Genomic DNA, 25,679 nt, shown 5'->3' on the forward strand with positions numbered 1-25,679 from the left:
TTAACAATTTAATTATAACCTATGGAGGTAAATATCCCTTTTAACATCGTTTAAAATTACTTTAAATAAACGTTTTTAGAATTTAGAAAGATACTATTTGAATTTATAAACATTGGAGGTGGGTTAAATTGATTAAAAGTGTTGGACAAAGAATATTTTTAGGCTTTTTAATAGTAATAGTAATTTTTTTGATTGGAGTGATAATAGATTTAAGAGCTTTATATGATTCTAATAGATCATTTGATGAATTTAATTATATTTCTGATAAACTCGATATTTCAAATGAACTTAATTTTAGTTTTTTGACAATTGAGGGTAAGATGAAAGACTTTTTTATAAATAAAGATGAAAATTCTAAATTAGAATTAAAAAAAGAATTTGATAATCTTTTAGATTCTTTGAATAAAGCAGAAATATTTTTAGCGAATGATTCAGAAGAGCTTTCTAATTTAAACAAATTTAAGAAGTATATAAATGATTTTGAAAAATATTTTAAAGAACTTATGAATGCTAAAGACAAAGAAAGTTTTGAAAAGTCAGTTGAAAATATGAAAGTTATAAGTAAAAAAGTTTCTGATTTTATTAATTTAGAGAATTCAAGACTTTTAAAAGAAAGAGAAAATATAGAAAATAATATAATAGACAATAATAATTCAACCATGAGAAATCTCATTATACTTTTTATAATTAGTATTTTAATAGCTTTTTTGACTTCTTTTTTTATAACTTATTACATAAGAAAACCATTAAAAAAACTTTCACAAAAAGTTATAAAATTTGGTAAAGGAGATCTTACAGTCCAATTTAAAAAAACTTATAATGATGAGATAGGAGATATTCAAGAATCTCTTTCTTTTATGGCTAACAATTTAAAAGAAGTTGTTAATTCTATAATGGACAGTGTAGAATTTAATACAGAAAAATCTTCAGAATTGTCTTCAATGTCTCAAGAAAGTACGGCATCTATAGACAGAATAAATGATAAAGTTGATAATATAAGTACATCTTTACAAGATGCTACAGGAGCTATTGAAGAAGTTAACTCTTCTATGGAAGAACTTTCAGCGAGTGCAGAAACTTTGAGTTCTGTAGTAGAAAAGATAATGAATATAGCTGAAAGTACTAAAGATAAATCTGATGAAGGTCAAGAAATAATAGATTTAACTGCGAGTTCTATAAAAGAAGCAGTTTTAAAGTCACAAGAAGCTGAAGATATTTCAACGAAAACATTAAAGGATGCAGAAGAAATAGTCAAAGTTGTCGAAGTTATAAGTTCTATAACAGAGCAAACAAACTTACTTGCATTGAATGCGGCAATTGAAGCAGCTCGTGCTGGAGAAGCGGGAAAAGGATTTTCAGTAGTTGCTGATGAAATAAGAGTTTTAGCGGATGAAAGTAAGAAAGCTACAAATCAAATAGGAAATATAGTAGAAAATATAAGAAGTTCTATTTCTAATTCTAATAATAAAACATTTCAAACAAAAGAAAAGATATTAATCGTTGAAAAAAAATCTTTTGAAGTTATGGATAAATTTAAAAATATAAAGGAAGATATAAAAAAACTAGATGAAATAATCGAAAATGTTACAGCTTCTGCTCAAGAACAAGCATCAAGTGTTGAAAGTATAAATATTTCTATTGATGATATAACTAAACATGTATCAGATGTAAGTGAAAAACTTGAAAGTACTTCCGAAGATTTAGATAAACAAACTGATAATTTAAATAAAGAAAGTGAAAGTGCTGAAAAATTATTGGAATATACAGTAAAACTTAAATCTTTAATAGATAAATTTGAAATATAAAAAAAGGAACAAATCTTTAGATTTGTTCCTTTTTTAATCTTTACTCAAAAGTTTTTGTGTTTTATTTAATAATAATTTGTACAAAAAGATACTTATTGATATATTTAATATCAGAGAAATTATCGTTAATAGAGTTGGAGATAAATTTTTAAGTATAGTTGCACCTATGAAAGATAATAAAGCACAATATCCAAATACTATTAACATAGCAAATAAACCATTTAAATTTCCTTTCATTGCTTTTTGTGGATTATCCCATTTCAAATTAGGATTTATTGTATCTACTATCATTTGTATTAAATTTAAAGTTGTTACGATAGAAAAAGAGGTTATGAACATCATTAAAATTTTTATGAAAGAAAAAGATCCTATATAACTTATTAAAATAGTAACGATTATTATAGGAACAGAGGAAAATATATTTATATGTATTAATTTTGAATTTATTATTTGCATTGTTGATGCTGGAATGATTTTTAATTCTCCAAAAGAAGTCCCTTCTCTTGAAAAAATGGAATAAGAAATACCGTTTATAGATGCTGATAATGCTGCTAATATAGTTCCTATTGGTAAAATATAATTCCCTGCATTTTTAATCAAATCTTGTATCATTTTTATATCTTGATCATCACTATTTTTAAAGACTAATGTAAATAGTATTAGCATTATTGGAAAAACGAGAATATTTGCAAATCCATTTACTGAAAAAGATGGTGTTCTCATAAAATTATTCCATTCTCTTTTAAATAATGCGATAGTTTTACTATTTTCCTTTTTTAATGAAGAATTTTTATATTTTTTATTTGATATTGAATGCCCTTTATTGGATTTTAAAAATTTAAAATAAAATGGTTTGCTTATTAAAATAGATAAATATAATAATGATATATTTAATAATATATATAAAAAAAGCCATATTATATTTATATTATCTGAGAATATTTTTGATATTAATATTACTGGAGGATAGTATAAAGAAATTCCTTGATTAATACTTTCAGAATATTTTGACATATTTGAGAGATCTTGAGGTGAAATTAATTTTGAGTTTATATCTTGATTTATGATATAACTGATGAAAAATAAAGATATTATTATCAAAAAAGATACTATTAATATATAAAATTCTTTATTTTTTGATTTTATGAATATACCACTTGTTATCATTGAAACAATTGTTATTAAAGAAATTGCGAATATTTGAGATAATAAATATACTATTATCATACTTATATAAAAAAAGATATTGGCCTTTTCATTTATTCCATAATATATAAAAGTTGGTAATATTATTATTGTAGATATTATGATTTGATCTAAATATGCTGTTGATAGTTTTGAAATGATGATTTCATTTTGAGTTATTGGAAGTGTTAAAAGTAAATTATTTTTTTTTGATAAAAATAAATTACCTGTAATAGTAAGCATACCCACAATTATTCCGATTATTCCACTCAACATAGATGCCATTGTTAACAATGATTCTGGAGAATTAATAGTTTTAAATACGGTATAATAACTTCGAAGTATTTGACTGTACAAAGGAATTATAGAGATTATTGATACTATTATTGCTACAGTTATGGCTATTAAATTGATTCTTTGGCTTTTTTCATTTTTGAATGAATAAATATTTTTTGATATAGAATAATGTGAATTTATCTCAGTCGAGATAAGAGAAATCAATTTTTTCGCTTTCACTTTCTGTCACCTCCAAGAATAAATCTTCAAGGCTTTCATTTCCTTTATTTTCTTTTAATTGTTCAATAGTACCCATAAATATGATTTCACCTTTATTTATTATAGCTATTCTATCGCAAACTTTTTCAGCTATTTCCATTATATGAGTCGAAAAAAAGACAGTTTTATTATTTTGCGTATGATTTTTCATCATTTTTTTTAATATAAAAGCAGATTCTGGATCTAATCCAACTATAGGCTCATCTAAAATCCAAAGATCTGGATTATGAATTAATGTTGATATTAAAGATAACTTTTGTTTCATACCATGTGAATAAGAAGATATTGGGTTGTTTATAGCTTCTCCCAATTTAAAATGTTTTAGTAATTTTTCAAGTCTATTTTCTCTTTCTAAAGGTGGAACTTCAAACATATCACAAATGAATTTTATATATTCAATACCTTTTAATTTTTCCATTAATAAAGGTTCATCTGAAACATATCCAATACTTTGTTTTATCTTTAAAGGGTCTTTTTTTATATCCAAACCATTTACAAAAATTTCACCTGAACTCGGCTGAATTATTCCAGTTATCATCTTTATTGTAGTTGTTTTACCAGCACCATTAGGGCCTAAAAATCCAAAAATTTCACCTTTTTTTACTTCGAGATTCATATTTTTTACAGCTTTAAAGTTATTGTTATAAGTTTTTTCAAGATTTTTTATTTTTATCATAGTTTTTACCTCCCTTTAAAAATCTTTTTTTTCAAAGATTTTTAATGAAAAAAATATTAAAAAAATAGAAAATAATATTGAAAGAATTATAGGCAAAAAATCCATTTCATTTTTGATTATTAATTTTGGATCTAATATAAAATTATATGGTGTTTTTATTTTTACATTCGGTAAAAAATATAATGTAAGACATAAAAAAATTATTGTCAATGGGATAATAAAACTTTTTATTTGTGTTTGAGTAATTATAGAAATCAAAACTGCTATTGGAATTATTAATGAGCTTATAATCGTTTGTTGGATAAAAATCTTAAAATAATCAATTATTTGAAAATCAAAACTACTCATAGATAATGTAATTATAGAAATAATAAAAAATATTATATTAATCAAAACAAAGTTTATATATATAGAGGATACTTTTTTTATAAAAATATTTTTTCTTGATTTTCTTGTTATCAAAAAATCAAAAGTCTTTTTTTCAAATTCTTTTGAAAAAACACTATAAGAAAATATTAAAGCCATTAAAGGTAAAAATTGTCCAAAGTTTTTTCCATACCATTGAGTTTTAATAAAAAAATCTAAATTCCTAAGTTTTTCTATTTGAATCATACTTGAAAAAGCTTTTAATGCTTCTTTATTTTGATTTAAAACTTGTATAGTTTTTTCTTTAAATATTAATAATAAAAAGAAAAAAGATAAAAGTAAAGAAATAGATATTATTAATCTTCTTTTTGAATCTAAAAATTCTTTATACATTATATTCACCTCTTATTAGAGCTTCAAAGATTATGTCAAAAGAAATATTTTCATATTCTTCATTTCTTAATTGATCTTTTTTTATAATATAAACATTTGAGTTTCCTGCTTTTTTATAAAAATATCCTTTTGGGATATTTGAAACTACTGCCACATAATTTTCTTTTAAATCATCTATTGATGAATTTTCAATTATTTTACCTTTATTCAGTATTATGGTTTTATCTGCTAATTTTTCTACTTCTGTTAGTATATGACTTGTATAAATTATTGATTTATTTTTAAAAGTTAAATCTCTAAAAAATTTAAAGATCATATTTCTTTTTATAGTATCTATATTATTTACTGGTTCGTCTAATATATATAAATCTGCATTTGTTGACAAAATTATTATATTGTATAGTATAGATCTATTTCCATTAGATAAATTAATGATTTTATCATCATTTAATTCAAAAATATTTAAAAATTGTTTTGCTTTATTTATATCAAAACGATTATCATATTTTTGAAGTATTTTGAATATTTTCGAGATTTTATAATTTTCATAAAGAGATTTATTTTCTGGTAGATAAACAAAATTATCATTTATCGAAACTTCACCTTCGTATTTTTTTATCAAGCCAGTAATTATTTTCAATAAAGTTGTTTTACCAGCACCATTAGGGCCAATTATCGAAAGAATATGACCTGTTTCTATTTCAAAATTGATATTTTCTAATATAATTTTATTATTATATTTTTTCTTTAAATTTTTAATCTGCATTATTATTCACATCCTTAAAAGTATCCTCAAGCACATTTTTCAATTTTTTGAAAGGAATACCAGAGTTTTTACAATTATGAGCTATTTTCTCAAACTCTTTGATTCTTTTACTTTGAAAGTCATCTTGATTCAAGTCTTTTACTTTGTATCCTTTTCCCCTCATAACCTCTAAAACTCCTTCAGCAACAAGTTCTCTATAAGCTCTTGCAACTGTATTCAGATTCACATCTAAATTTTTTGCATTTTCTCTTATAGAAGGAATTTGATCATCTGGATTGAGTTTTTTGTTTATTATTTGTTCTTTAATTTTGTTTTTTATTTGTTGATAAACAGGAGTATTTGAATTAAAATCTATATAAAACCACATTATCCTCACCTCTGTAATATTATACTATTACAGTATAAACTTTGTCAAGTAATATCTAACCATATTGTTTTATTAAAAAATGATATAATTATAAAAATGGAGGTGAAAATATGAAAAAAATTTATAGTTTACTTGAAGATTTAAATGAATTTTTTAGAAAAAATGAAGAAATAAAAGCCGTTATTTATTATGGCGATACTATAAATAGACCAGATTATTTTAAAAATTTTTTTATCACAATTTATTCTGATAATTTTAATTTGAAAGAAGAAATTTTTTCTGATATAAAATATAGAATTAATGACTATTTTGACGTTATTTATGAAATTTTAGAAGAAGATAAAATATCTTTTTTTACAACGAGAAAAGAAAGGATAAATATTAATTTTAAATTTAAAAATAAATACTATGAAGATGTTTTTATGCTCGAGAGAGAAAATTTTATTATCGATGAAATAGTATATCTCAAGCGAGATATGACAGGACCTTTTTTTGATGAGGAAAATTATAATCAAAAATTGATAAATTCATTTTTAAATGAATTAGAAAATTTTTTTCTTCAACTTAATACAAACAATGTTATGGAAGCTTATTTAATATATTCAAAATTAATAAACATTGTTTTTAATATTTATTCTATAGAAGATAAACTCGATTATGATCTTTGGTATAAAGATACAAATAAGGAAATTGTAAAGGATATAATGAATATTTCAGAAGGATTAGATATTAACTTAATAAATACTAAAATTTATAAATTGATAGATTTTTTCATGAAAAAAATAGAAAATGATAAAAGTAAAAAAATAGAAAGAGTTGTAAACTATATAAGGACAAAATATCCAATATTTTTTAATTTTAGAGATATTTCAAGTGTTCCAAATGAAGCATCTTCAAATGTAATTTTAAATGATGGATATGTTTTTAGAAGCTCATCTTTAAGTAATTATGATGAAGTTTTTCTTGAAAGTTTTATGATAAAAAATAACATAAAAAAAATAATAGATTTACGTGGTGAACAAGAAATAAAGAGGTATATAAAAAGAAGGGGGAAAGATTATTCAGATAATTTTAAAGAAAAATATGTTGTAAACCTGTATATGAATGATATTGAAGAAATAAAATATTATCCAGATAATATTAGACAAAATAACTATTATCATGTTTTAAAAGAATTTAGATATATAATAGGTGATTTATTTAAAAATCATATTTCAAAAGCAGATGAAGAACATTTTATAATACATTGTGAAACGGGAAAAGATAGAACGGGAATAGTTATAGCAATATTATTAGATTTATTGGGCATTGATAAGTCTACCATAGTAAAAGACTATTTGAAATCTTTTCAAGATGTGAAAAAAGAAAACATTGAGTTTGTTATAGATAAACTCAATAATGAATTTGGCGGCAGTGAAAATTACCTTATAGAATTTTGTAATGTTGATAAAAGTATATTAGATAAAATAAAGAAAATATTTATTTTAATTTAATTCATAAGATTTTAAGGCTTCTTCATAGTCTTTAAATATAGTCAAAACCTGATCTAATTTGGTTAGTGCAAATATTTTTAATATATTTGCTTTTGGTGATATTATACATAATTTTTTACTTAAGGAAGAGGTGTTTTTTATCAATGAAATCAATGATCCAAGTCCAGAAGAGTCTATATAATTTAAATTTTTAAAATCAAGAATTATATATCTTGAGCCTTCTCTTTCAATTGCAGTATTTAAATCATCTTTAATTTGCTTATGAGAATAAACATCAAAATCACCAGATATTTTAACTAATAAAACTTTATTATCCAATTTTTGTTCATATTCACATTTCATACAATCACCCCTTATGTCGGTATATATTTTTATTTTACCATAAATTAAAATAAGAAAGGAGATTTTTTATGAATAAAGAGTTAGAAAATATGATTCAAGGCAAACTTTACAGATCTGGAGATCCTTTTTTAATTCAAGCAAGAAGAAATGCAAGACTTTTGTTTGAGGAATATAATAAAACATCTATAGATGAGTTTCAAAAGAGAAAAGAAATATTAAAAAAATTGTTGGGTAAAACAGGAGAAAATTTTTATATAGAACCTGATTTCAAAGTTGATTATGGTTTTAATATTTTCATTGGAGAAAATTTTTATATGAATTATGATTGTGTGATACTCGATTGTTCAACTGTGAAAATTGGAGATAATGTTATGTTTGGTCCTGGAGTACATATATATACTGCATATCATCCATTAGAATTTAAAAAAAGAAATTCTGGTTATGAACTTGCAGCTCCAATAGAAATAGGAGATAATGTTTGGATTGGTGGTGGAGCTATAATAAATCCTGGGATAAAAATTGGAAATAATTCTGTAATAGGTTCTGGAAGCATAGTTACTAAGGATATTCCAGATAATGTTTTTGCGGCTGGTAATCCATGTAAGATTATAAAAGATATAAAAAATGATGTGTAATTTTATTTTTTTGTAACAAATAGAGTATATAATTGTATTATAAAATGAATGTTTTTTAGCGTTGGACCAAACCCCTGTAATAAAAAAGCCCTTTTAAAAGGGGCTTTTTTTAATTTGATTTATGATATATAATATTTATTGTATTAACTATTTAATTAAAGGGGGCGAATTTTTTGAACAAAAGAATGGAAAAATTGTTAAAAACAATGAATGAAAATAAAGTTTCTCAGATTTTATTAACATCTCCATATCATATAAAGTATTTTACTGGAAAGATGATAGAGCCTGGAGAAAGATTTTTAGGAGTACTCATAACAAAAGAAGGAAAGTGTGATATATTTTTAAACAAACTTTTTAGTGTTGAAGAAGTTGAAGGATTTAATGTACATATATATGAAGATAAAAATGATCCTGTAAATCTTATATGTGAATTTATAGAAAAAAATAATATTTTATATGTAGATAATGAATTAAAATCAAGATTTTTAGTGAAAATTATAGAAAAATTAAAAAATATTGAAATCAAACTTGGAAATTATTTGATAGATAATTTAAGAGTTATAAAAGATTCTGATGAAATAAATTTGATGAGAGAATCATCCAATATCAATGATCTTGCAATGGAAGATATGATAAAACTCGTTCCTGAAATGTTACCAGAAAAACTTTTAGCAAGAGCAGTTGAGGCCAATTTAATGAAACATGGTGCATCTGGAAATTCATTTACGCCTTTAATAGCTTATGGTAAAAATGCAGCCGAACCACATCATGATTCAGATAAAACACCTTTGAAAAGTGGAGTTAATGTTTTAATAGACATGGGAGGTGTATACAAAGGTTATTGTTCAGATATGACAAGAACTGTATTTTTTGGAGACCCTGGTCAAAAAGCAAAAGATATTTATAATATAGTTTTAGAGGCAAATCTTAAAGCCATAGAAATGGTTAAACCAGGTATGAAATTCTCAGAAATAGATGCAGCAGCTAGAGATTTTATAACTAAAAAGGGATATGGAGAATTTTTTACTCATAGAACAGGTCATAACATAGGAATTGAAGTTCATGAATGGCCAGATGTAAATGAAAATATTGATATACTTTTAAAACCTGGAATGATATTTTCTATAGAACCAGGTATTTATTTAAAAAATATACTTGGAGTTAGAATAGAGGATCTTGTTTTAGTTACTGAAAATGGTGTTGAAGTTCTAAATAAATATGATAAAGATTTATTAATTATATAATTTAGGAGATGAGTATGGTGAGTTCGCAACTAAAAGGGTGGGTATATCTGTTAATAACAGTTTTTTTCTTCAGTACCATAGAAGTTGTTACAAAACCTTTTGCAGGGGTATTTGATCCTCTTCAAATAACTTTTTTAAGATTTTTCTTTGGAGGACTTGTTTTATTAATATTTTTATTGATATCAGGAAAAATGAAAACTTATAAACTTACAGTCAAATCATTAGTTTTAATGGGATTAATAGGAAGTTTAAATTCTGTACTATCTATGTCTCTTTTACAATTATCTGTAAAGTTTTCAAATGCTTCTACGGCAGCAATCTTAATATCGGCAAATCCAATTTTTGTTGTTATTCTTGCTTCTTTAATACTGAAAGAAAAGATAACTTTGAGAAAGGTTGTATCAATGGCAGTTGGAGCTTTGGGTATAATCATTATATTGATGTCCAATTCTTCTGGAGATAGTACTTTAGGACTTTTATATGGGGTGCTTGCTACGATAAGTTTTGCACTTTATACAGTTTTAGTAAAAAAATATGTTAAAGAAATACCTTCTATAATATTTGTAACTTTTTCATTTTTACTTTCATCAATTATATTTTATATAGTATTGCTCATATTCAAAATACCTGTTTTCACATTTGAAATTGAAAGCTTTAATGTTATATGGATGTTGGCATATATAAGTATATTCGTAACTGGTATTGCTTATATAACTTTTTTTAAAGCTTTTGAAGTATTAGATGCATCAAAAGGTTCTTTTTCATACCTTTTGAAACCAGTTATTTCTATGATAATGGCTTATTTATTTTTAAATGAAATTCCAAATAATATGAAATTAATAGGAACTGTTTTTATAATACTATCTGTAGCAATAATAGCTTTAAAAGGTAAAAAAAATAAAATTTAAAATAAAAACTCCTTATTAAATAAGGAGTTTTTTTTAATTTAAATCAATTATATCGATATCTATACCATTTTTTTGAAATTCAGGTAAGATTTGTTCTTTGTTTCCAACTATAACTGTAAAGAATTTTTCAGGATAAGTATTCTCCACAAAAGACTTTTGTACTTTTTCAGCATTCAATTTATTATATTCATTTATAAAATAATTCATATAATCCAATCTTTCTTTATTTAAATCTAAAGATGAAATTATAGATCTTATAATTGAAATCTTATCATTGAGAGAAGAAGGTAAAAGAGCATTATAAATATTAACTATCTGGAAAACCTCATCTTCATTTATAGGATTCTTATTTTCTTTAATATCATTCATTATTTTTATTATATCTTTTCTTGCTTCGAAAGTTTTTTCTGGTCTTACTGTAGTAGAAATTGAAAAAACTCCATCATTTATATTTTCTGTAAAATTTGAATATACTCCATAAACAAGACCTTTATTGGTTCTGAGTTCTTTCATAAGCCTACATTGAAAATCACCTGAACCATATATTTGATTAGCTATTGTAAAAGGAATGCGATCTTTAAATTCATTTTTTTTGTAAAAATTATATCCCATTATTATATTAGCTTGAGTTGAATCTGGTTTATTAATTAAAAGAATTTTATTATTTAGCTGAGAATTATCTTTTCTTTCGAATTCTGGGATTTTTGAACTCTTTTTATTCCAATCTGAAAATGAATTTGATATATAATTTAGCATTTTTTTAGTTTCAAAATCACCTGAGATAGCAACTATTATTTTATCTGGAGAAATACTTTTATTATAATGAGCCATGATTTTATCTGGGGTTACAGTTTGTATATTCATTAAAATTCGGTTTAAATCATATTGATAACTGTATGGTATATCATTATAAATATTTTTATAAAAATACATTTTTGATATAGAATCTTCATTTGTTCTTGCTTGCATTAAATAAGCATAGCTTTCTTGTAAAACTCTTAAAAGATAATCTTTATTAAAATCAACATTTATAAGTGTTTCTTTTAATAAATCCACCATTTTTTCTTTGTCAGGGCTCAAAGCATTTCCTTCGAAAGATATATAATCATTTTTAACATCCATGGATAAAGAAAGTCCATTCAATTCTTTGAATTTAGAAAAATCAGATTCAGAATAATTCTTATTTCCTTTATTCATCATTTGAACCATTATACTGGTTATTCCAGCATTAGTATCATCTTCAAAAGAAAGTCCGCCTTTTATAAAGCCTGTCATTTCTATTATTGGAAGACTATTATCTTCAATTAAATAAATTATCATACCATTATTCAATTCAGTTCTTGTGAATGTTGGAATCTTTATTATTGGTTTTTCATTTTTATTATCTGCCAATTCTTTAAACATTTCGGGGCTAAAGTCTATAGAAAAAGCTGTTATAAAAACAAATATTATTAATATATTAAAAATTATTTTTTTCATTTTATTTCCTCCATTATTTAGATTTAGGGACTATATATCCAACAGTTCTATTAGTAGGTACAAAATATTTTTTTATAGAATTTTCTATATCTTTAGAGTTTAGATTTTCAACGATATTTATATTTTTTTGAAGTAGATTTTCATCATTATATTTTAATATATTAGAAATTGTTATTTGTTCAACATTTTTAATATTCTTTTGTGAAAATATCAAAGATTTTAAGGTGTTTTTCTTTATTATTTCTAATTCTTCATCATTAACTCCATTTTTAAAGATATTTTCTAATTCTTGATCAAAAGTATTTTTAACATAATCGAGTTGAGATTCGTTATAAGGAACAGCATATAATATTGCATAACTTTGATTCCTTATTAAAAATGGTAAAGCTCCAGCTTCCATTATCACATTTTCTTTTAATTTCAATCTTGTATTTATTCTTGAATTTTGTGAATTTACAAGAATATCCATTATAGAGCCTATACTTATGATATCTTCGGAATTTCCAGCGGGTAATTTGTATAACATAACCATTACGGGAATATTTGTATTTTTTTCAATTTTTATAAAATTTTCTGATTTTTGTTCAGGTTCTTTTATTGTATTTCTTTTGATTTCTTGAGGTTTATAATCATCGAAATATTTTTTTGCAAGAGTTAAAACATCTTCAGGATATATATCTCCAGAAACAGATAATATAGCGTTATTAGGAGCATAATAAGTTGTATAATGATTTCTCATATCTTCGACTGTTAAGTTGTTTAAATCATCCATCCATCCAATTACTTGATGATTCAAGCCAGAATATTTGAAAGCAGTTGCTTGTAAGTCTTCTAAAGCGGATTGAAAGAAATTACTTTCTAAATTCATCCTTCTTTCTTGTTTTACAACTTCTCTTTCTCTATTAAATTCTTCAGAGTCTATTTTTAAATTTCTCATTCTATCTGCTTCTATAGCTATTGCAAGTTCCAGTTTTGCAGAAGGAATCTCTTCAAAATAAACTGTATAATCATATGAAGTTTGAGCATTATTAGTTCCGCCGACAGATTTTAATAGAATATCAATATCTTGTTTATTGAGAGAATCTGTTCCCAAGAACATTACATGTTCTAAGAAATGTGATAACCCTGTTTTTCCATTAAATTCGTCAATTGAACCTACATTATACCAAACAGATACTTTAGCTAAAGGTATACTATGATCTTCAAAAACATATATTTTTAATCCATTTTCTAATTCATAGCTTGTATAATTTGGTTTTGGTACTTGTAAATTTTCAGAAAAAGTAAAAATTAGCAAAGTGAAAAAAAGAACTAATATTAAATTTTTTTTCATCAAAAAACCTCCCACTTAAATTTAATGATATTCTATCATAAAAAATAGGAGCTTTAAATTAATATTTAAAGGCTCCTGTTAATTTTTTATTATTTATTTTTTTCATTAAAAAGTTTTTTTATTTCAGAATCATCTAAAGTGTTATTTTCTTTTTTAAATTTATTCTCTATATTTTTTATTTTATCTTCTATAAGATCAGAATTATTTACTTTTATAATCTTATTTGAAGATATTTCATCAAAGATGTCTTCAGGTTTTTCAGGTTTTACAAACTTTATACCAGTAGATTTTATAAAATCATTTAAATCTGATTCTGAAATGACCTCTTCATTATTTTCGAAAGTTACTTTTAATTTTGATCTATTTATCCAATCTTTTACTGTATATTCTGAAACGCCAAGAATTTTAGCAGCTTCTTCTTTTGTATACATAAAATTCCCCCTTTTAAAATATTTTTATTTCTTTGTCAAACATATCTTTACTTGAATTTCTATGGCTTATACATAATATAGTTTTATCTTTAAAATTATTTACAATATTTTCAAATATTGAATACTCCATTTTTTCATCCACACTTGTCAAAGATTCATCAATCATGATTATTTCAGGCTCATTTGCCAAATTTTGAGCTATATTTATTCTTGATTTTTCTCCACCAGATAAAATATTATTATTTATTTTTTTAGAATTATTTCTTTTTAAAACATCTTCAAGTTGAGATATTTTTATTAAATTTTCTAATTTTTTATTAGATTTTCCCAATAAAATATTATTTTCTATAGTATCTGAAAATACAGCAGCATTTTGAAATGAAATTCCAAATAACTTTCTAATACTTTCATTTGATATATCTTTTAATTCAATTCCATTTATTTTTATAGAACCATCATAATTAGAATTAAGTTTTAAAAGAACATTAAAAAAAGAAGATTTACCTATACCGCTTTCACCAGATATAAAAATTTTTTCTCCTTTTTTTATTTTCATATCTGGTATTTTTAAATCTCGTTCAGAATTTATATTTATTTTGAGATCTTTTACTGTTAATTCCTCAAAAGTATTTAATTTTGTATTTCCAGAAGTTTCTCTTTTTAATATATCATATTCTTTTATGCTCTTTAAAAAAGGTTTAGAACTAAAAAATTGCATTATTAAAGAATAAAATCCTTTAAAACTCGATAAGAAAAGAGGGATAAATGAATAAAGTATTATAATATTTCCTGTTGATATATTTATTATATTTGTAAATTTCATTATTAAATATATTACCAAGATTGGTACTATTGAATTAATTAGACCATTCATATATTGCCAATAATTTTCTGCTATTGCAGATTTAACAACTGCATTTGTTAAATTTATATTCTTTTTTTCTATTTTGTTTAAAAAATAATCATAGGCATTTTTAACTTTTATATTTTTTATAGAATCTAAAGATTCTATTGTCGAAGAAGACAATTCACGAGATTTTTCAAGCATTTTCATTTGATAATCTGCCATCTTTTTTTTAATTCCAATTGTAAATAAAAGAGTCAAAGGAATTGCAATTAAAGAAAATAATCCAGCATAAAAACTTATTTTAAAAATGATATATAAGTATATTATCATTTCTATTAATCTTGAAACCATGAATATTATTGAAGTATAAAAAGAAGATACTCTACTTGAAGAAATATTTAAAATAAACATAAAAATAAAAAGAAAGAAAATGATAAAAATATTATTTTGTATCGTTTGTACATCATTATTCATTATTCCTGTATTGAAAAATATTTTCAATTTTTCAGATAAAATAAAAGAAAAAAATCCAGTTATTAAAGATAAAATTAAAACAATTATAGTATTAAAATAATTGTTTTTAAAGAAGATTTTTAATGAATTCATTGTGTTCACCCCTATACTTTATAAGTTTTGATATTAATGAATATCTATATTTTGGGGTTTATATGTATAGAAAATAGTACTATTATTGATATAATTAGTTGCATATATTTTTTTATATCGATTAAAATTTTTATAATTATAAATACTCATTTTATTTTGGTTAAATATATTAAATTATAACATAATTAGTGTTCAATTTGTTGTTAATTTACATATTGCAAATAAATATTATAGAAATAATTTATATCAATAATTAAAAATAGGAGATGATTAAATGAAATTAACTATAGTTGGAAGATGGGGGGCTTATCCAGAAAAAGATGAACCATGTTCAGGTTATTTATTAGAAACCAAAAATAACAAAATACTTATAGACTGTGGCCCAGGTGTTTTAACCAATGTTCAAAGGTACTGTTCATTAGATGAAATAGATTATGTTATTATAAGTCATTTTCATCCAGATCATTTTACTGATATATATTCTTTTCAATATGCAAGTATGATATCTATGAAACTTGCTAAGAGAAGAACCCCTTTAAAAATTATATCTCCATTAAAAGATAATAAATCTAAAGAAATGAAATATGGTGAATTTACTGAATCTATATTATATGATGAAGGTTCTATATTATCATTGAATGATGTTGAAATAAGGTTTTCGCTCAATGAACATCCGATTCTTTGCTATTCCATAGGAGTTCACCATGAAAATAAATATTTTGCTTATTCTGCTGATACACAAATAGGGCATAATTTAATTGAATTTGTAGAAAAAGCAGATTTATTTTTATGTGAATCTTCATTATATGAAAATATGGAAAAAGAAATAAAAGGACATTTAACTGCAAGACAGGCTGGAAATATAGCTCATTCGGCGAATGTAAAAAAAATGATATTAACACATCTACCTCATTTTGGAGATCATGAAGATCTTTTGAATCAAGCTAAAAAAGAGTTTATTGGTGATTTATATTTAGCAAATTGTGGAGATGTTTACTATATTTAAATCCTTCTAAAGGAGGAAAAATTATGAAAAAGGTTTATAAGACTATATTATTAGTTTTGATTTTATTGAGTTTGAGTTTTGTTTTGATTTCATGTGGTAGCGATGAAACAGAAAAAGAAAATGATAAAGTGAGAATTGTAGTGAGAGTAGCACAGGATCCAGATTTTTTAGATCCACATAGAGCTGCAGCATCAGGCACTTATGAAATAATGTTTAATGTTTTTGAAGGTTTATTAGATCCAAATACAGATGGAGGAGTAAAACCAGCAGTTGCAAGTTCTTATAGTGTTTCTGATGATGGTAAGGTTTATACTTTTAAATTGAGAAAAGGGATAAAGTTTCATAATAATAATCTTGTGACTGTTGAAGACATAAAATATTCTTTGGATAGGTTGATAGGAACCGAAAATTCAAATGGTTTATCTACAGAATTTAGTAATAAAGTTGAAAAAGTTTCTATTGTGGATGATGATACTGTTAAGGTGTTTTTAAAAGAATTGGATACAAATTTTTTGAGTAATTTTATACAACCTATAATACCTAAAGATAATGATGAGTTTCAAAATACTAAACCTATAGGAACAGGACCTTTTAAATTTATTGAATATATTCCAGGCCAAAAAATAATAATGGAAAAAAATGAAAATTATTGGAATAAAGATGTTCCAAAAATAGATGAAATAGAATTTAGAATAATACCAGATGAACAAGCATCGCTTTTAAGTTTCAAAGCTGGAGAAATAGATATGTATCCAAGAATATCAGCAGAGTATATAGAATCTTTAGGAGAAAATTCTTATGTAGTAGATGGAGCTCAAAATCTTGTTCAGTTATTTGCATTTAATATGAATAGAAAGCCTTTTAATGATAAAAGAGTTAGAGAAGCTATAAATCATGTTGTAGATAAAGATCAAATAATAAAAGCTCTTGCTAATGGTTATGGAAGTAAAATAGGAACAAATATGAGTCCTGCAATGAAAAAATACTATAATGAAGATCTTGAGAATTATTATGATGTGAATATAGATAAAGCAAAAGAATTGTTAAATGATGCAGGATATAAAGATGGATTTGATATGATAATAACAGTTCCATCAAATTATAAATTTCATGTAGATACAGCCCAAATAATAGTTGAACAATTAAAACAGGTTGGAATAAATGCAAGCATTGAGCAAGTTGAATGGGGAGTATGGCTTGACAGAGTTTATACATCTAGAGATTATCAATCTACAGTTATAGCGTTTACTGGAAAACTTAATGCTTATGATGTTTTAAAAAAATATATGAGTGATTATCCAAGAAATTTTATAAATTATAATAATGAAGAATTTGATAAAACTATGAATGATATTGGAAAAGAGATAAATGAAGATAAAAGAGTTGAACTTTATAAAAAAGCTGAAGCTATATTGACTTCAGATGCACCGGCAGTTTTTATAATGGATCCTAATTTAATAGTAGCTATAAAAGATCATTTTCAAGGATATCAACTTTATCCTTTATACATACAAGATATTTCAACCATGTATAAAGTAGAATAGGTGATTTTTAATGTATTTTATGAGAAAAACATTTGCTATGATAATAACAGTTTTTTTGGTTAGCATTATAACTTTTTTTGCTTTTGAACTTATACCAGGTGATCCTGTATTGGCAAAATTAGGAATAAATGCAGATCAAGCACAAATAGAAGCCTTAAGAGAAGAATTAAATATAAATAAACCGCTAGCCGGGAGATATATTTCCTGGGTTAGCGGTATTTTTACTGGAGATATGGGTAAATCAATAAGATATGATATGGATGTAAATGATATAATAGGTCAAAGATTTTCTGTTACCTTTCAATTGTCCATAATGAGTATTATAATAATTATTATATTTGGAATTCCACTTGGGATTTTAGCAGCTAAGTATGATGATAATATTTTTGGATTTTTAATCTCATTTATAACTCAAATAGGTTTAGCTATACCATCTTTTTGGGCTGGTATATTGCTTATATATTTATTTGGATTAATACTAAATCTTTTTACAGCAGGAGGTTATGTATCTTGGTCCCAAAATCCTTTAGAATCAATAAAATCTTTATTTTTACCTGCCCTTGCTATAGCTATACCTAATATAGCTGTTGTAATAAGATATTTAAAAAGTTCTATTTTAGAAGAAAAAGATAAAGACTATACAAAAACAGCTTTAGCAAAAGGATTAAGTTCCAATCAAGTTTTAATATTTCATATATTGAGAAATGCAATTATACCAGTTATAACTATTTTGGCAATGATAATAGCTAAAGTACTTGCTGGAAGTATTGTTATAGAACAAGTATTTACTATACCTGGGATGGGAAGACTTTTAATAAATGCGATTTCTACGAGAGATCTTCCTTTGGTACAAGGCCTCGTTTTTTATATTTCTATAATAGTTGTAATGATAAATTTTTTAGTTGATATTGTCTATAAATTTATAGACCCAAGAATAAAATTATATTAGGTGTTGATTCAATTGAAAAAAAATATATATTTAAAAATAGGAATATTTATAGTTTCATCTCTTTTCATATTAATGATAATAAGTATTTTTTATACTCCATATGATATAACTAAAATGAATCTCGACAAAAAATTAAATTCTCCAAGTAAAGAATTTATACTTGGAACTGATAATTTTGGTAGAGATATATTGAGTAGAGCTATGAAAAGTTCACAAACGGCTTTTATTGTTGGAGGAATTTCTGTTGGTATAGGCTTATTATTTGGAGTTTTTATCGGAGCAATTTCCGGATATATTGGTGGAATAGTAGATGAAATAATAATGAGAATTATGGATGCAATGATGGCTTTTCCGGGAATATTATTTGCACTTTTATATGTTGCAATTTTTGGAGTTGGAATTAAAAATACCATAATAGCGATAGGAATAATATCTATACCATCATTTGCGAGGATAGCAAGAAGTGGTTTTATTCAACATAAATCTATGGATTATGTCAAAACAGCTAAAATGTCTGGGGCAAAAACTATAAGAATAATATTTGTTCATATACTTCCAAATGTTATATCCCCAATAATTGTAGCAGCATCTATGGGTTTTTCTACAGCTGTTTTATCAGAAGCAGCTTTGAGCTATTTGGGCCTTGGAGTTCAACCACCATATCCGAGTTGGGGAAGAATGCTCAATGAATCTCAAATATACATAGAAAGAGCACCTTGGTTTGCTCTTGTTCCTGGAATATTAATAACTTTATTAGTTTTAGGATTTAATTTTTTAGGAGATGGATTAAGAGATGCTTCTGATAAAAGAAAGAAGGAATAATTATGGATGAGAATATAATAGATTTAAAAAATTTAACCATATCTTTCAAAGAAAAAAAATCAGAACTAATTGCAGTTAATGATGTAAGTTTTGGTATAAAAAAAGGTGAAATATTAGGTCTTGTAGGAGAGTCTGGTTGTGGGAAAACAGTGACATCTCTTGCAATATTAAAACTAATTTCAAAAAATGCCCAAATAAAAAAAGGTGAAATATTATATAGAGATAAAAATCTTTTAAATCTTTCAGAAAAAGAATTAAAAAAAATAAGAGGAAAAAATATTTCTATGATATTTCAAGAACCAATGTCATCTTTGAATCCACTTTTAAAAGTTGGAAATCAAATTAAAGAAATAATAAACATTCATCGAATTGGTGATAAAAAAGATAATAAAGATAAAGTAATAAAATTAATGAAAAACGTAGGATTAGCCTCACCTGAAAATACATATAATAAATATCCACATGAATTATCGGGAGGCCAAAGACAGAGAATAATGATTGCAATTGCAATTGCAAATAATCCCGATTTAATAATAGCTGATGAACCAACAACAGCTTTGGATGTTACTATACAAGCACAAATAATAGAGCTTTTAAAAGGTATAAATGAAAATAAAAAATCTTCGATATTATTTATTTCTCATGATCTTGCATTGATCAAAGAAATGTCTAATAGAATAATAATAATGTACGCTGGTTTTATAGTAGAAGAAGCTGAAACAAAAGAATTATTCAATAATACATTACATCCATATACAAAAGGTCTTTTGGAATCAATACCGGAGCCATCTAAAAAAGGGAGCAAGTTAAATACCATAAAAGGTAAAGTAGCGGATTCTAAACAAAGGCTTATAGGGTGTCCTTTTAAAGAAAGATGTCCGATTTCAGTAGAAAAATGTTTTATTAAATTACCTGATTTGAAAGAAAAAAATGGACATAAAGTCAGATGTTTCATGGCATAATTCAGAGGTGAAACTTATGAAAAATGATTATATTCTTGAAGTTAATAATTTAAAGACTTATTTTAAACAACCTAAAAGAAAACTATTCAAAAAAACTGAATATTTAAAAGCTGTAAATGGAGTTAATTTTAAGGTAAGAAAAGGTGAAGTATTTGGCTTAGTAGGAGAATCTGGATGTGGGAAATCTACAACAGGACAAACGATAGTAAAGCTAATACAAGCTACTGATGGAGAAATAATCTTCAATGGTAAAGATATTTTAAAATTAAAAAATAGAGATCTAAAAGAATTGAGAAGGAATATACAAATAATATTTCAAGATCCATATTCATCTTTAAACCCTAAAAAGCGAATAGGTTGGATACTTGAAGAACCATTAAAAAATTATGATTATAAAAATACAAGAAAAAGAAAAGAAAAAGTTTGTGAAATGCTTGAAATAGCAGGATTTAGTAAAGAATTTTATAATAGATATCCTCATGAATTATCAGGGGGTCAAAGGCAAAGAATAATAATATTACATGCTTTGATGTTAAACCCTCAATTGGTGATATCTGATGAAGCTGTTTCGGCTTTAGATGTATCTGTTCAAGCACAAATATTAAATTTGATGAAAAGACTTCAAAATGAATTTAATCTAACCTATATATTTATCTCACATGATTTAAATGTTGTTTATTATATAAGTGATAGAATAGCAGTGATGTATTTTGGAGAAATAGTTGAAATTGCAGATGTTGAAGAATTATACAATAATCCTCTTCATCCATATACAAAAGCTTTATTATCCGCTATTCCTAAAATAGATAAAACAACTGGTAAGAAAAGAATAATCTTAAAGGGAGATGTTCCAGATCCATTAAATCCACCAGAAGGTTGTCCTTTTCATACAAGATGTCCAAATGTAATGGAAATATGTAAAAATAAAAAGCCAGAAATGATAGAAAATTTAAATAAACATAAAGTAATGTGTCATTTATATCAAAAATAACTGTTTTGTCAAAAAACAGTTATTTTTTAATTATATATTTAATTAATTAATATATAATTGATTAAATATATGTTTTTAAATGGGAGGTTTTAATTTGAGTCAAAAAGTCATATTAACTTCTATAATAATAGCTTTAATAGCTGGAAGTATTAGTTTTTTAAGTTTCATAGAAATAAATGATCAAGCTCAAGATAAAATAATGCCGCCTCAAGATGTAACCGTTGAAGAATATTCTTATGATAAAGTTTCTTTAAAATGGAATAATATGAATTCAAGACAAAAAAATATAATAGTTTTATTCAAAGATATTCAAAAAGATGAAATTTATAATATGAGAATACTCAGTCCAAATACAAATTATATAGAGATGTTTGTAAAGCCCAATATTCAAACGAAAGTTATAGTGAGAGCTGTTACAGATGAAGGAATAAACTTTGATAATGACGATTTAACATTTCTCATGATAAGAAATGAAGATGAAGATCATATATTTAAATTAAAAGACACAGAAATTCTTTTATACAAAGGTTCTTATATAAAAGATTTTGATACTTTTGTTTATAATGGATATGATAAAGAAACAGATCAAAATTATGTAAAAATAGATTATATACCTTATAATCCAGAAGAAAATATAATAGAAAAAATAATTAAAGAAAAAAATTATTCTATAAATAATTTTATGTTCCCAATAGGAATAAAAACTCTCAATAAAAATATAAATTTAAATACACCAAGATATATGAATGTCGAAAGTGTAAGTAAAGTTGTTGATACAGTGGCATTCAAAAAATCAACAAATTATTATCCATTGATACCTACATTTCTTACAGATAGTGATTTCGAACAGATTTTTCCAACTATAGTTAATGTATACTCACCAATATTTTTTAACCTTCCAGTATATCAGTCCCTTGAAATAAAATTATATTATAATCAACAAAAAGAAGTACCACATTTTGCTGAACTTTGGAAAGTAAAACCAGAATTTGATGAAATAAAGTTTTATGAAGATCTCGTGTTTTTCAATGAATTAATACCCATAAAAGCTCAAAGCTTTAGAAAAACAGAACTTCAATTGAATAAAGAAAAAAAAGAATTTCAAAAAAATAAAAAAGCATTAATATTTGTACATGGACTTCAAATAATAGATTTAAAAAATAAAACAGAAGAAGGATTTCCATGGAGAATAAACAGTAGATTTGAATATTTTAATCAATGGTTTAGATATATATATGAAAATGATGAAAAATTTAAAGACTTTGATTTTTATGAATTTTTATATGATACTCATACTCAAACCGTTGAAGATTTTGGAAAAGACTTAAATGAAATAATGACAAAAAATGACTTCTTCGATGAAAAAAATGGTTATGATGAAATTTATTTTATTTCACATAGTATGGGAGGTCTTGTTTCAAGATTTACAGTTAATCAAGGTGATTATGATAATATAGGAAATATAGTCACTATAAATGCGGTTAATAGGGGTTCACCCTTACAAAATTTGCCACAATTATTTTCTTCACAAATAGTAAAAAATATCGTTCCAAATACAAATTTTATGATTCCTTTACTTGAAATAGGGAAAAAATTAATAGTATCATTTTTTAATGGAGAAAATTTAACAATAGATAAAGAAGTAGAAGAAATTCTTCAATCAAATCCAGTATTTTTTCCGGTTGTATTTTCTCAACTTGGTATGTTAGATCCATTCTATGGTGGAACATCTATTAATTATGATAATGAAGAATATCTTGCGAGTCTTGAAAAGACTTTATATCCTCAAGTAACAGAAGGTAAAATATTCAAAAGTAATCAATTAGTAAAAAATTTGAATAAAGATGACAAATATCTCGATAAAACAGTTATAGTATATTCAACCACCAATGAAAAATCTGGAGATATAGCCTATAATTTTTCATATGCAGTCTTAAAAGCTTTTGGAGATATGACTGGAAGTACCGATGATGATATAGAAAATGATGGTGCAGTACCTTTATCGAGTCAAATTATAGAAGGAGTTGAAGGACCAAAAATAGATAATACATACTCTGAAAATACAACACATAAAGGAATACTATCCAATGAAAAAGTTATAGAAGGCGTATTCAAAAAATATATACTCATGGGTGGGATACAAAAATGAAAAAAATTTTATTAATAGTATCGATAATGATTATAAATTTGATTATATTTTCATCTGAAATAATCTATAAAAAAGGAGAATTTTTTATAGATATAAAGGACTCTAAAGATTATATATTAAATATAAATAATAAAAAAATTGAGCTCGATGAAAACTTGTATAAGGTAAAAGAATATGATAAATTAAATTCTTTTAATCTCATAAAATTAGACAAAAATAGTATAATATCGAGTGAAGAATTTAAATATTATATAATAGATGATTATGAAAAAGAACATATAATAAAATATAAAGATACAGAATTAAAATTATTTAAAAATTCTAATATAATGGGATTCAAAACAATTATAAAAATGCAAGACAATGAAATATATATAAATTATTATCCAGATGAAAATGCAAATATCGATGAAGTATTCATACCATTAGCCATAAAGAATGAAAGATTAAAAAATGAAAATTTTATAAAAATAAACTCAAGGGTAAGACTTTTTAATAATTTGAATTATGTTAATACAAAAAAATATTATCCAATAATAAGTAAAGAATTAACTAAAAGTGATTATTATGGCATTTTTCCTTCGATTTTAGATATATATGATCCAGTACTTTTATTAAAAGATATATATACAATTCAAATTATAATAGATATAAAAGATACAAAAAAAATAGAAGATTATAATGAACTCTATAAAATGAAATATAAATCAAATACATTGATAATAAAAAGAAAAGAGCAACCATTAAATATAACATTACCTTTTGTTACCAACTCTTATAGAGAAATAGATTATTCAAAACAAAAAAATAAAAAAGCAATATTTTTTATACATGGATTGCAGCCAATATATGTAGATGAAACTATAAATGATTTAAAAACATATCCATGGAGAAGCTATAAAAGATTTGAAACATGGAATGAATGGTATAGGGTCTTTGAAAAAGATTTAAAAAAAGAATATGATTATTATGAATATATATATGATACCCATACAAAAACTTATGAAGAATTTGGAAATGATCTTTATAAAGAATTAGAAAAAATGAATATGAAAGAATATGAAGAAGTATATTTTATATCCCATAGTATGGGAGCTTTAGTAACATTGAAAGCATTGAATAATTATGAATATAAAAATATCAAAAAAATAATAATGCTAAATGGAGTAAATCTTGGTTCACCTTTACAAAATGTCCCACAATTGTTTGATAGTAGATTATATGAAAAAACTTTAAAAGTAGACGAAACAATTATAAAAACATTTGATATACTTTCAAAACTTTCTTTATCATTAATTCAAAAAGAAAAGGTAGACATAGAAATATATATAAAAGAAGTACTCGAAGAATATCCAATATTTTTTCCAGCTCTTTTAACCATGAATGGAATATTAGATCCTTTTAAAGGTGGTATATCAATAAGATTTTCAAATGAAGAATATATAAAAAATATTAATAAAAATCTTTTTAAAGAATTAGATGTATTGAATTACAATGAAAATATAATACAATTACAAAAAAATAATTTTTACAAAGATAAAACTTATTATTTGTTCTCAGATATAAAAAACTTCATAGATGATCCGGCTTTCAATTTTACATACAATTCTTTGAAAATGATGGGTGAAATTTCACAAATGGATGATCAATTTATAAAAAATGATGGAGCTGTACCAGTATATAGTCAAAAAAATGGCGGAGAAATAAATGTATATTCTGATTTTCAAGATGAAAATCTCCATCATGAATTAGTATACAAAAATGAAAAAATAATAAAATTTGTATCGAATTTAATAAACAAATGAGGATGCTATAGCATCCTCAT

At 24.2% G+C, this 25,679-nt stretch carries 23 protein-coding genes; 13 read left to right on the plus strand and 10 right to left on the minus strand.

Features of this window, described 5'->3' with window-relative positions:
* Positions 1–128 precede the first annotated feature (128 nt).
* The gene (locus tag PWP28_RS10935) at positions 129–1,805 is read left to right on the plus strand and encodes a HAMP domain-containing methyl-accepting chemotaxis protein (RefSeq protein ID WP_308644745.1); all 1,677 of its coding nucleotides are present in this window, start codon (positions 129–131) and stop codon (positions 1,803–1,805) included.
* A gap of 33 nt (positions 1,806–1,838) precedes the next feature.
* Here PWP28_RS10935 and PWP28_RS10940 read toward each other — a convergent pair whose 3' ends face one another.
* Genes PWP28_RS10940 through PWP28_RS10960 form a run of 5 tightly spaced genes read right to left on the minus strand, consistent with a single transcriptional unit; the run spans position 1,839 to position 6,113 of the window.
* The gene (locus PWP28_RS10940; protein WP_308644746.1) at positions 1,839–3,506 is read right to left on the minus strand and encodes a hypothetical protein; all 1,668 of its coding nucleotides are present in this window, start codon (positions 3,504–3,506) and stop codon (positions 1,839–1,841) included.
* The gene (locus tag PWP28_RS10945) at positions 3,469–4,221 is read right to left on the minus strand and encodes an ABC transporter ATP-binding protein (RefSeq protein ID WP_305081533.1); all 753 of its coding nucleotides are present in this window, start codon (positions 4,219–4,221) and stop codon (positions 3,469–3,471) included. The genes PWP28_RS10940 and PWP28_RS10945 overlap by 38 nt, the downstream gene beginning before the upstream one ends.
* Positions 4,222–4,236: 15 nt before the next feature.
* Positions 4,237–4,980 (minus strand): ABC transporter permease subunit, encoded by a 744-nt coding sequence (locus PWP28_RS10950; RefSeq protein ID WP_308644747.1) that lies wholly within the window; start codon positions 4,978–4,980, stop codon positions 4,237–4,239.
* Positions 4,973–5,746 carry an ABC transporter ATP-binding protein gene (locus PWP28_RS10955; protein WP_308644748.1) on the minus strand — a complete coding sequence of 258 codons (774 nt, stop codon included), beginning with the start codon at positions 5,744–5,746 and terminating at the stop codon, positions 4,973–4,975. The genes PWP28_RS10950 and PWP28_RS10955 overlap by 8 nt, the downstream gene beginning before the upstream one ends.
* The gene (locus PWP28_RS10960; protein WP_109605539.1) at positions 5,736–6,113 is read right to left on the minus strand and encodes a GntR family transcriptional regulator; all 378 of its coding nucleotides are present in this window, start codon (positions 6,111–6,113) and stop codon (positions 5,736–5,738) included. The genes PWP28_RS10955 and PWP28_RS10960 overlap by 11 nt, the downstream gene beginning before the upstream one ends.
* Before the next feature lie 110 nt (positions 6,114–6,223).
* Here PWP28_RS10960 and PWP28_RS10965 point away from each other — a divergent pair, with 110 nt between their 5' ends.
* A complete protein-coding gene (locus PWP28_RS10965; RefSeq protein ID WP_305081537.1) occupies positions 6,224–7,606 on the plus strand; it encodes a tyrosine-protein phosphatase in 1,383 nt (460 codons plus the stop codon).
* Here PWP28_RS10965 and PWP28_RS10970 read toward each other — a convergent pair.
* A complete protein-coding gene (locus PWP28_RS10970) occupies positions 7,598–7,948 on the minus strand; it encodes an STAS domain-containing protein (RefSeq protein ID WP_308644749.1) in 351 nt (116 codons plus the stop codon). The two genes, PWP28_RS10965 and PWP28_RS10970, sit on opposite strands and share 9 nt — an antisense overlap.
* Positions 7,949–8,016: 68 nt before the next feature.
* Between PWP28_RS10970 and PWP28_RS13840 the strand changes: the two genes are divergently transcribed.
* The 3 genes from PWP28_RS13840 to PWP28_RS10990 all read left to right on the plus strand — a co-directional run bounded on the left by PWP28_RS13840 (position 8,017) and on the right by PWP28_RS10990 (position 10,735).
* Positions 8,017–8,583, plus strand: coding sequence for a sugar O-acetyltransferase (locus PWP28_RS13840; protein ID WP_374045490.1), 567 nt, complete (start codon positions 8,017–8,019; stop codon positions 8,581–8,583).
* A 173-nt stretch (positions 8,584–8,756) separates the two neighbouring features.
* Entirely contained in the window at positions 8,757–9,827 is a 1,071-nt protein-coding gene (locus PWP28_RS10985) for a Xaa-Pro peptidase family protein (protein WP_308644750.1), read from the plus strand.
* A gap of 17 nt (positions 9,828–9,844) precedes the next feature.
* On the plus strand, positions 9,845–10,735 hold the full coding sequence (locus PWP28_RS10990; RefSeq protein WP_158274873.1) for a DMT family transporter: 891 nt from the start codon (positions 9,845–9,847) through the stop codon (positions 10,733–10,735).
* Positions 10,736–10,768: 33 nt separating this feature from the next.
* Here the strand turns inward: PWP28_RS10990 and PWP28_RS10995 are convergent, their stop codons facing one another.
* The 4 genes from PWP28_RS10995 to PWP28_RS11010 form a co-directional block, all read right to left on the minus strand.
* The gene (locus PWP28_RS10995; RefSeq protein WP_308644751.1) at positions 10,769–12,214 is read right to left on the minus strand and encodes a pitrilysin family protein; all 1,446 of its coding nucleotides are present in this window, start codon (positions 12,212–12,214) and stop codon (positions 10,769–10,771) included.
* 13 nt (positions 12,215–12,227) lie between these two features.
* Positions 12,228–13,547 carry a pitrilysin family protein gene (locus PWP28_RS11000; protein WP_308644752.1) on the minus strand — a complete coding sequence of 440 codons (1,320 nt, stop codon included), beginning with the start codon at positions 13,545–13,547 and terminating at the stop codon, positions 12,228–12,230.
* Between the two features lie 89 nt (positions 13,548–13,636).
* Positions 13,637–13,978, minus strand: a complete 342-nt coding sequence (locus PWP28_RS11005; RefSeq protein WP_308644753.1) for a helix-turn-helix domain-containing protein — start codon at positions 13,976–13,978, stop codon at positions 13,637–13,639.
* Positions 13,979–13,991: 13 nt separating this feature from the next.
* The gene (locus tag PWP28_RS11010) at positions 13,992–15,431 is read right to left on the minus strand and encodes an ABC transporter ATP-binding protein (RefSeq protein ID WP_308644754.1); all 1,440 of its coding nucleotides are present in this window, start codon (positions 15,429–15,431) and stop codon (positions 13,992–13,994) included.
* Positions 15,432–15,705: 274 nt separating this feature from the next.
* On the opposite strand from PWP28_RS11010, the gene PWP28_RS11015 reads away from it, so the two are divergent.
* From PWP28_RS11015 to PWP28_RS11050, 8 genes are all read left to right on the plus strand, one after another.
* Positions 15,706–16,437 carry an MBL fold metallo-hydrolase gene (locus tag PWP28_RS11015; RefSeq protein ID WP_308644755.1) on the plus strand — a complete coding sequence of 244 codons (732 nt, stop codon included), beginning with the start codon at positions 15,706–15,708 and terminating at the stop codon, positions 16,435–16,437.
* A 23-nt stretch (positions 16,438–16,460) separates the two neighbouring features.
* Positions 16,461–17,981 (plus strand): ABC transporter substrate-binding protein, encoded by a 1,521-nt coding sequence (locus PWP28_RS11020; protein ID WP_308644756.1) that lies wholly within the window; start codon positions 16,461–16,463, stop codon positions 17,979–17,981.
* A gap of 10 nt (positions 17,982–17,991) precedes the next feature.
* Positions 17,992–18,930, plus strand: coding sequence for an ABC transporter permease (locus PWP28_RS11025; RefSeq protein ID WP_308644757.1), 939 nt, complete (start codon positions 17,992–17,994; stop codon positions 18,928–18,930).
* Between the two features lie 6 nt (positions 18,931–18,936).
* Positions 18,937–19,752, plus strand: coding sequence for an ABC transporter permease (locus PWP28_RS11030; RefSeq protein ID WP_371682089.1), 816 nt, complete (start codon positions 18,937–18,939; stop codon positions 19,750–19,752).
* Between the two features lie 2 nt (positions 19,753–19,754).
* Positions 19,755–20,714, plus strand: coding sequence for an ABC transporter ATP-binding protein (locus PWP28_RS11035; RefSeq protein ID WP_109605565.1), 960 nt, complete (start codon positions 19,755–19,757; stop codon positions 20,712–20,714).
* A 16-nt stretch (positions 20,715–20,730) separates the two neighbouring features.
* Positions 20,731–21,705 carry an ABC transporter ATP-binding protein gene (locus PWP28_RS11040; RefSeq protein WP_109605566.1) on the plus strand — a complete coding sequence of 325 codons (975 nt, stop codon included), beginning with the start codon at positions 20,731–20,733 and terminating at the stop codon, positions 21,703–21,705.
* Between the two features lie 94 nt (positions 21,706–21,799).
* Positions 21,800–23,854 carry a hypothetical protein gene (locus tag PWP28_RS11045; protein ID WP_158274874.1) on the plus strand — a complete coding sequence of 685 codons (2,055 nt, stop codon included), beginning with the start codon at positions 21,800–21,802 and terminating at the stop codon, positions 23,852–23,854.
* Positions 23,851–25,659 (plus strand): hypothetical protein, encoded by a 1,809-nt coding sequence (locus PWP28_RS11050; protein ID WP_308644758.1) that lies wholly within the window; start codon positions 23,851–23,853, stop codon positions 25,657–25,659. Before PWP28_RS11045 ends, PWP28_RS11050 begins: the two co-directional genes overlap by 4 nt.
* The last annotated feature ends 20 nt before the right edge of the window (positions 25,660–25,679 follow it).

The organism is Oceanotoga sp. (genome assembly GCF_030445905.1).
GTDB classification, from domain to species: domain Bacteria; phylum Thermotogota; class Thermotogae; order Petrotogales; family Petrotogaceae; genus Oceanotoga; species Oceanotoga teriensis.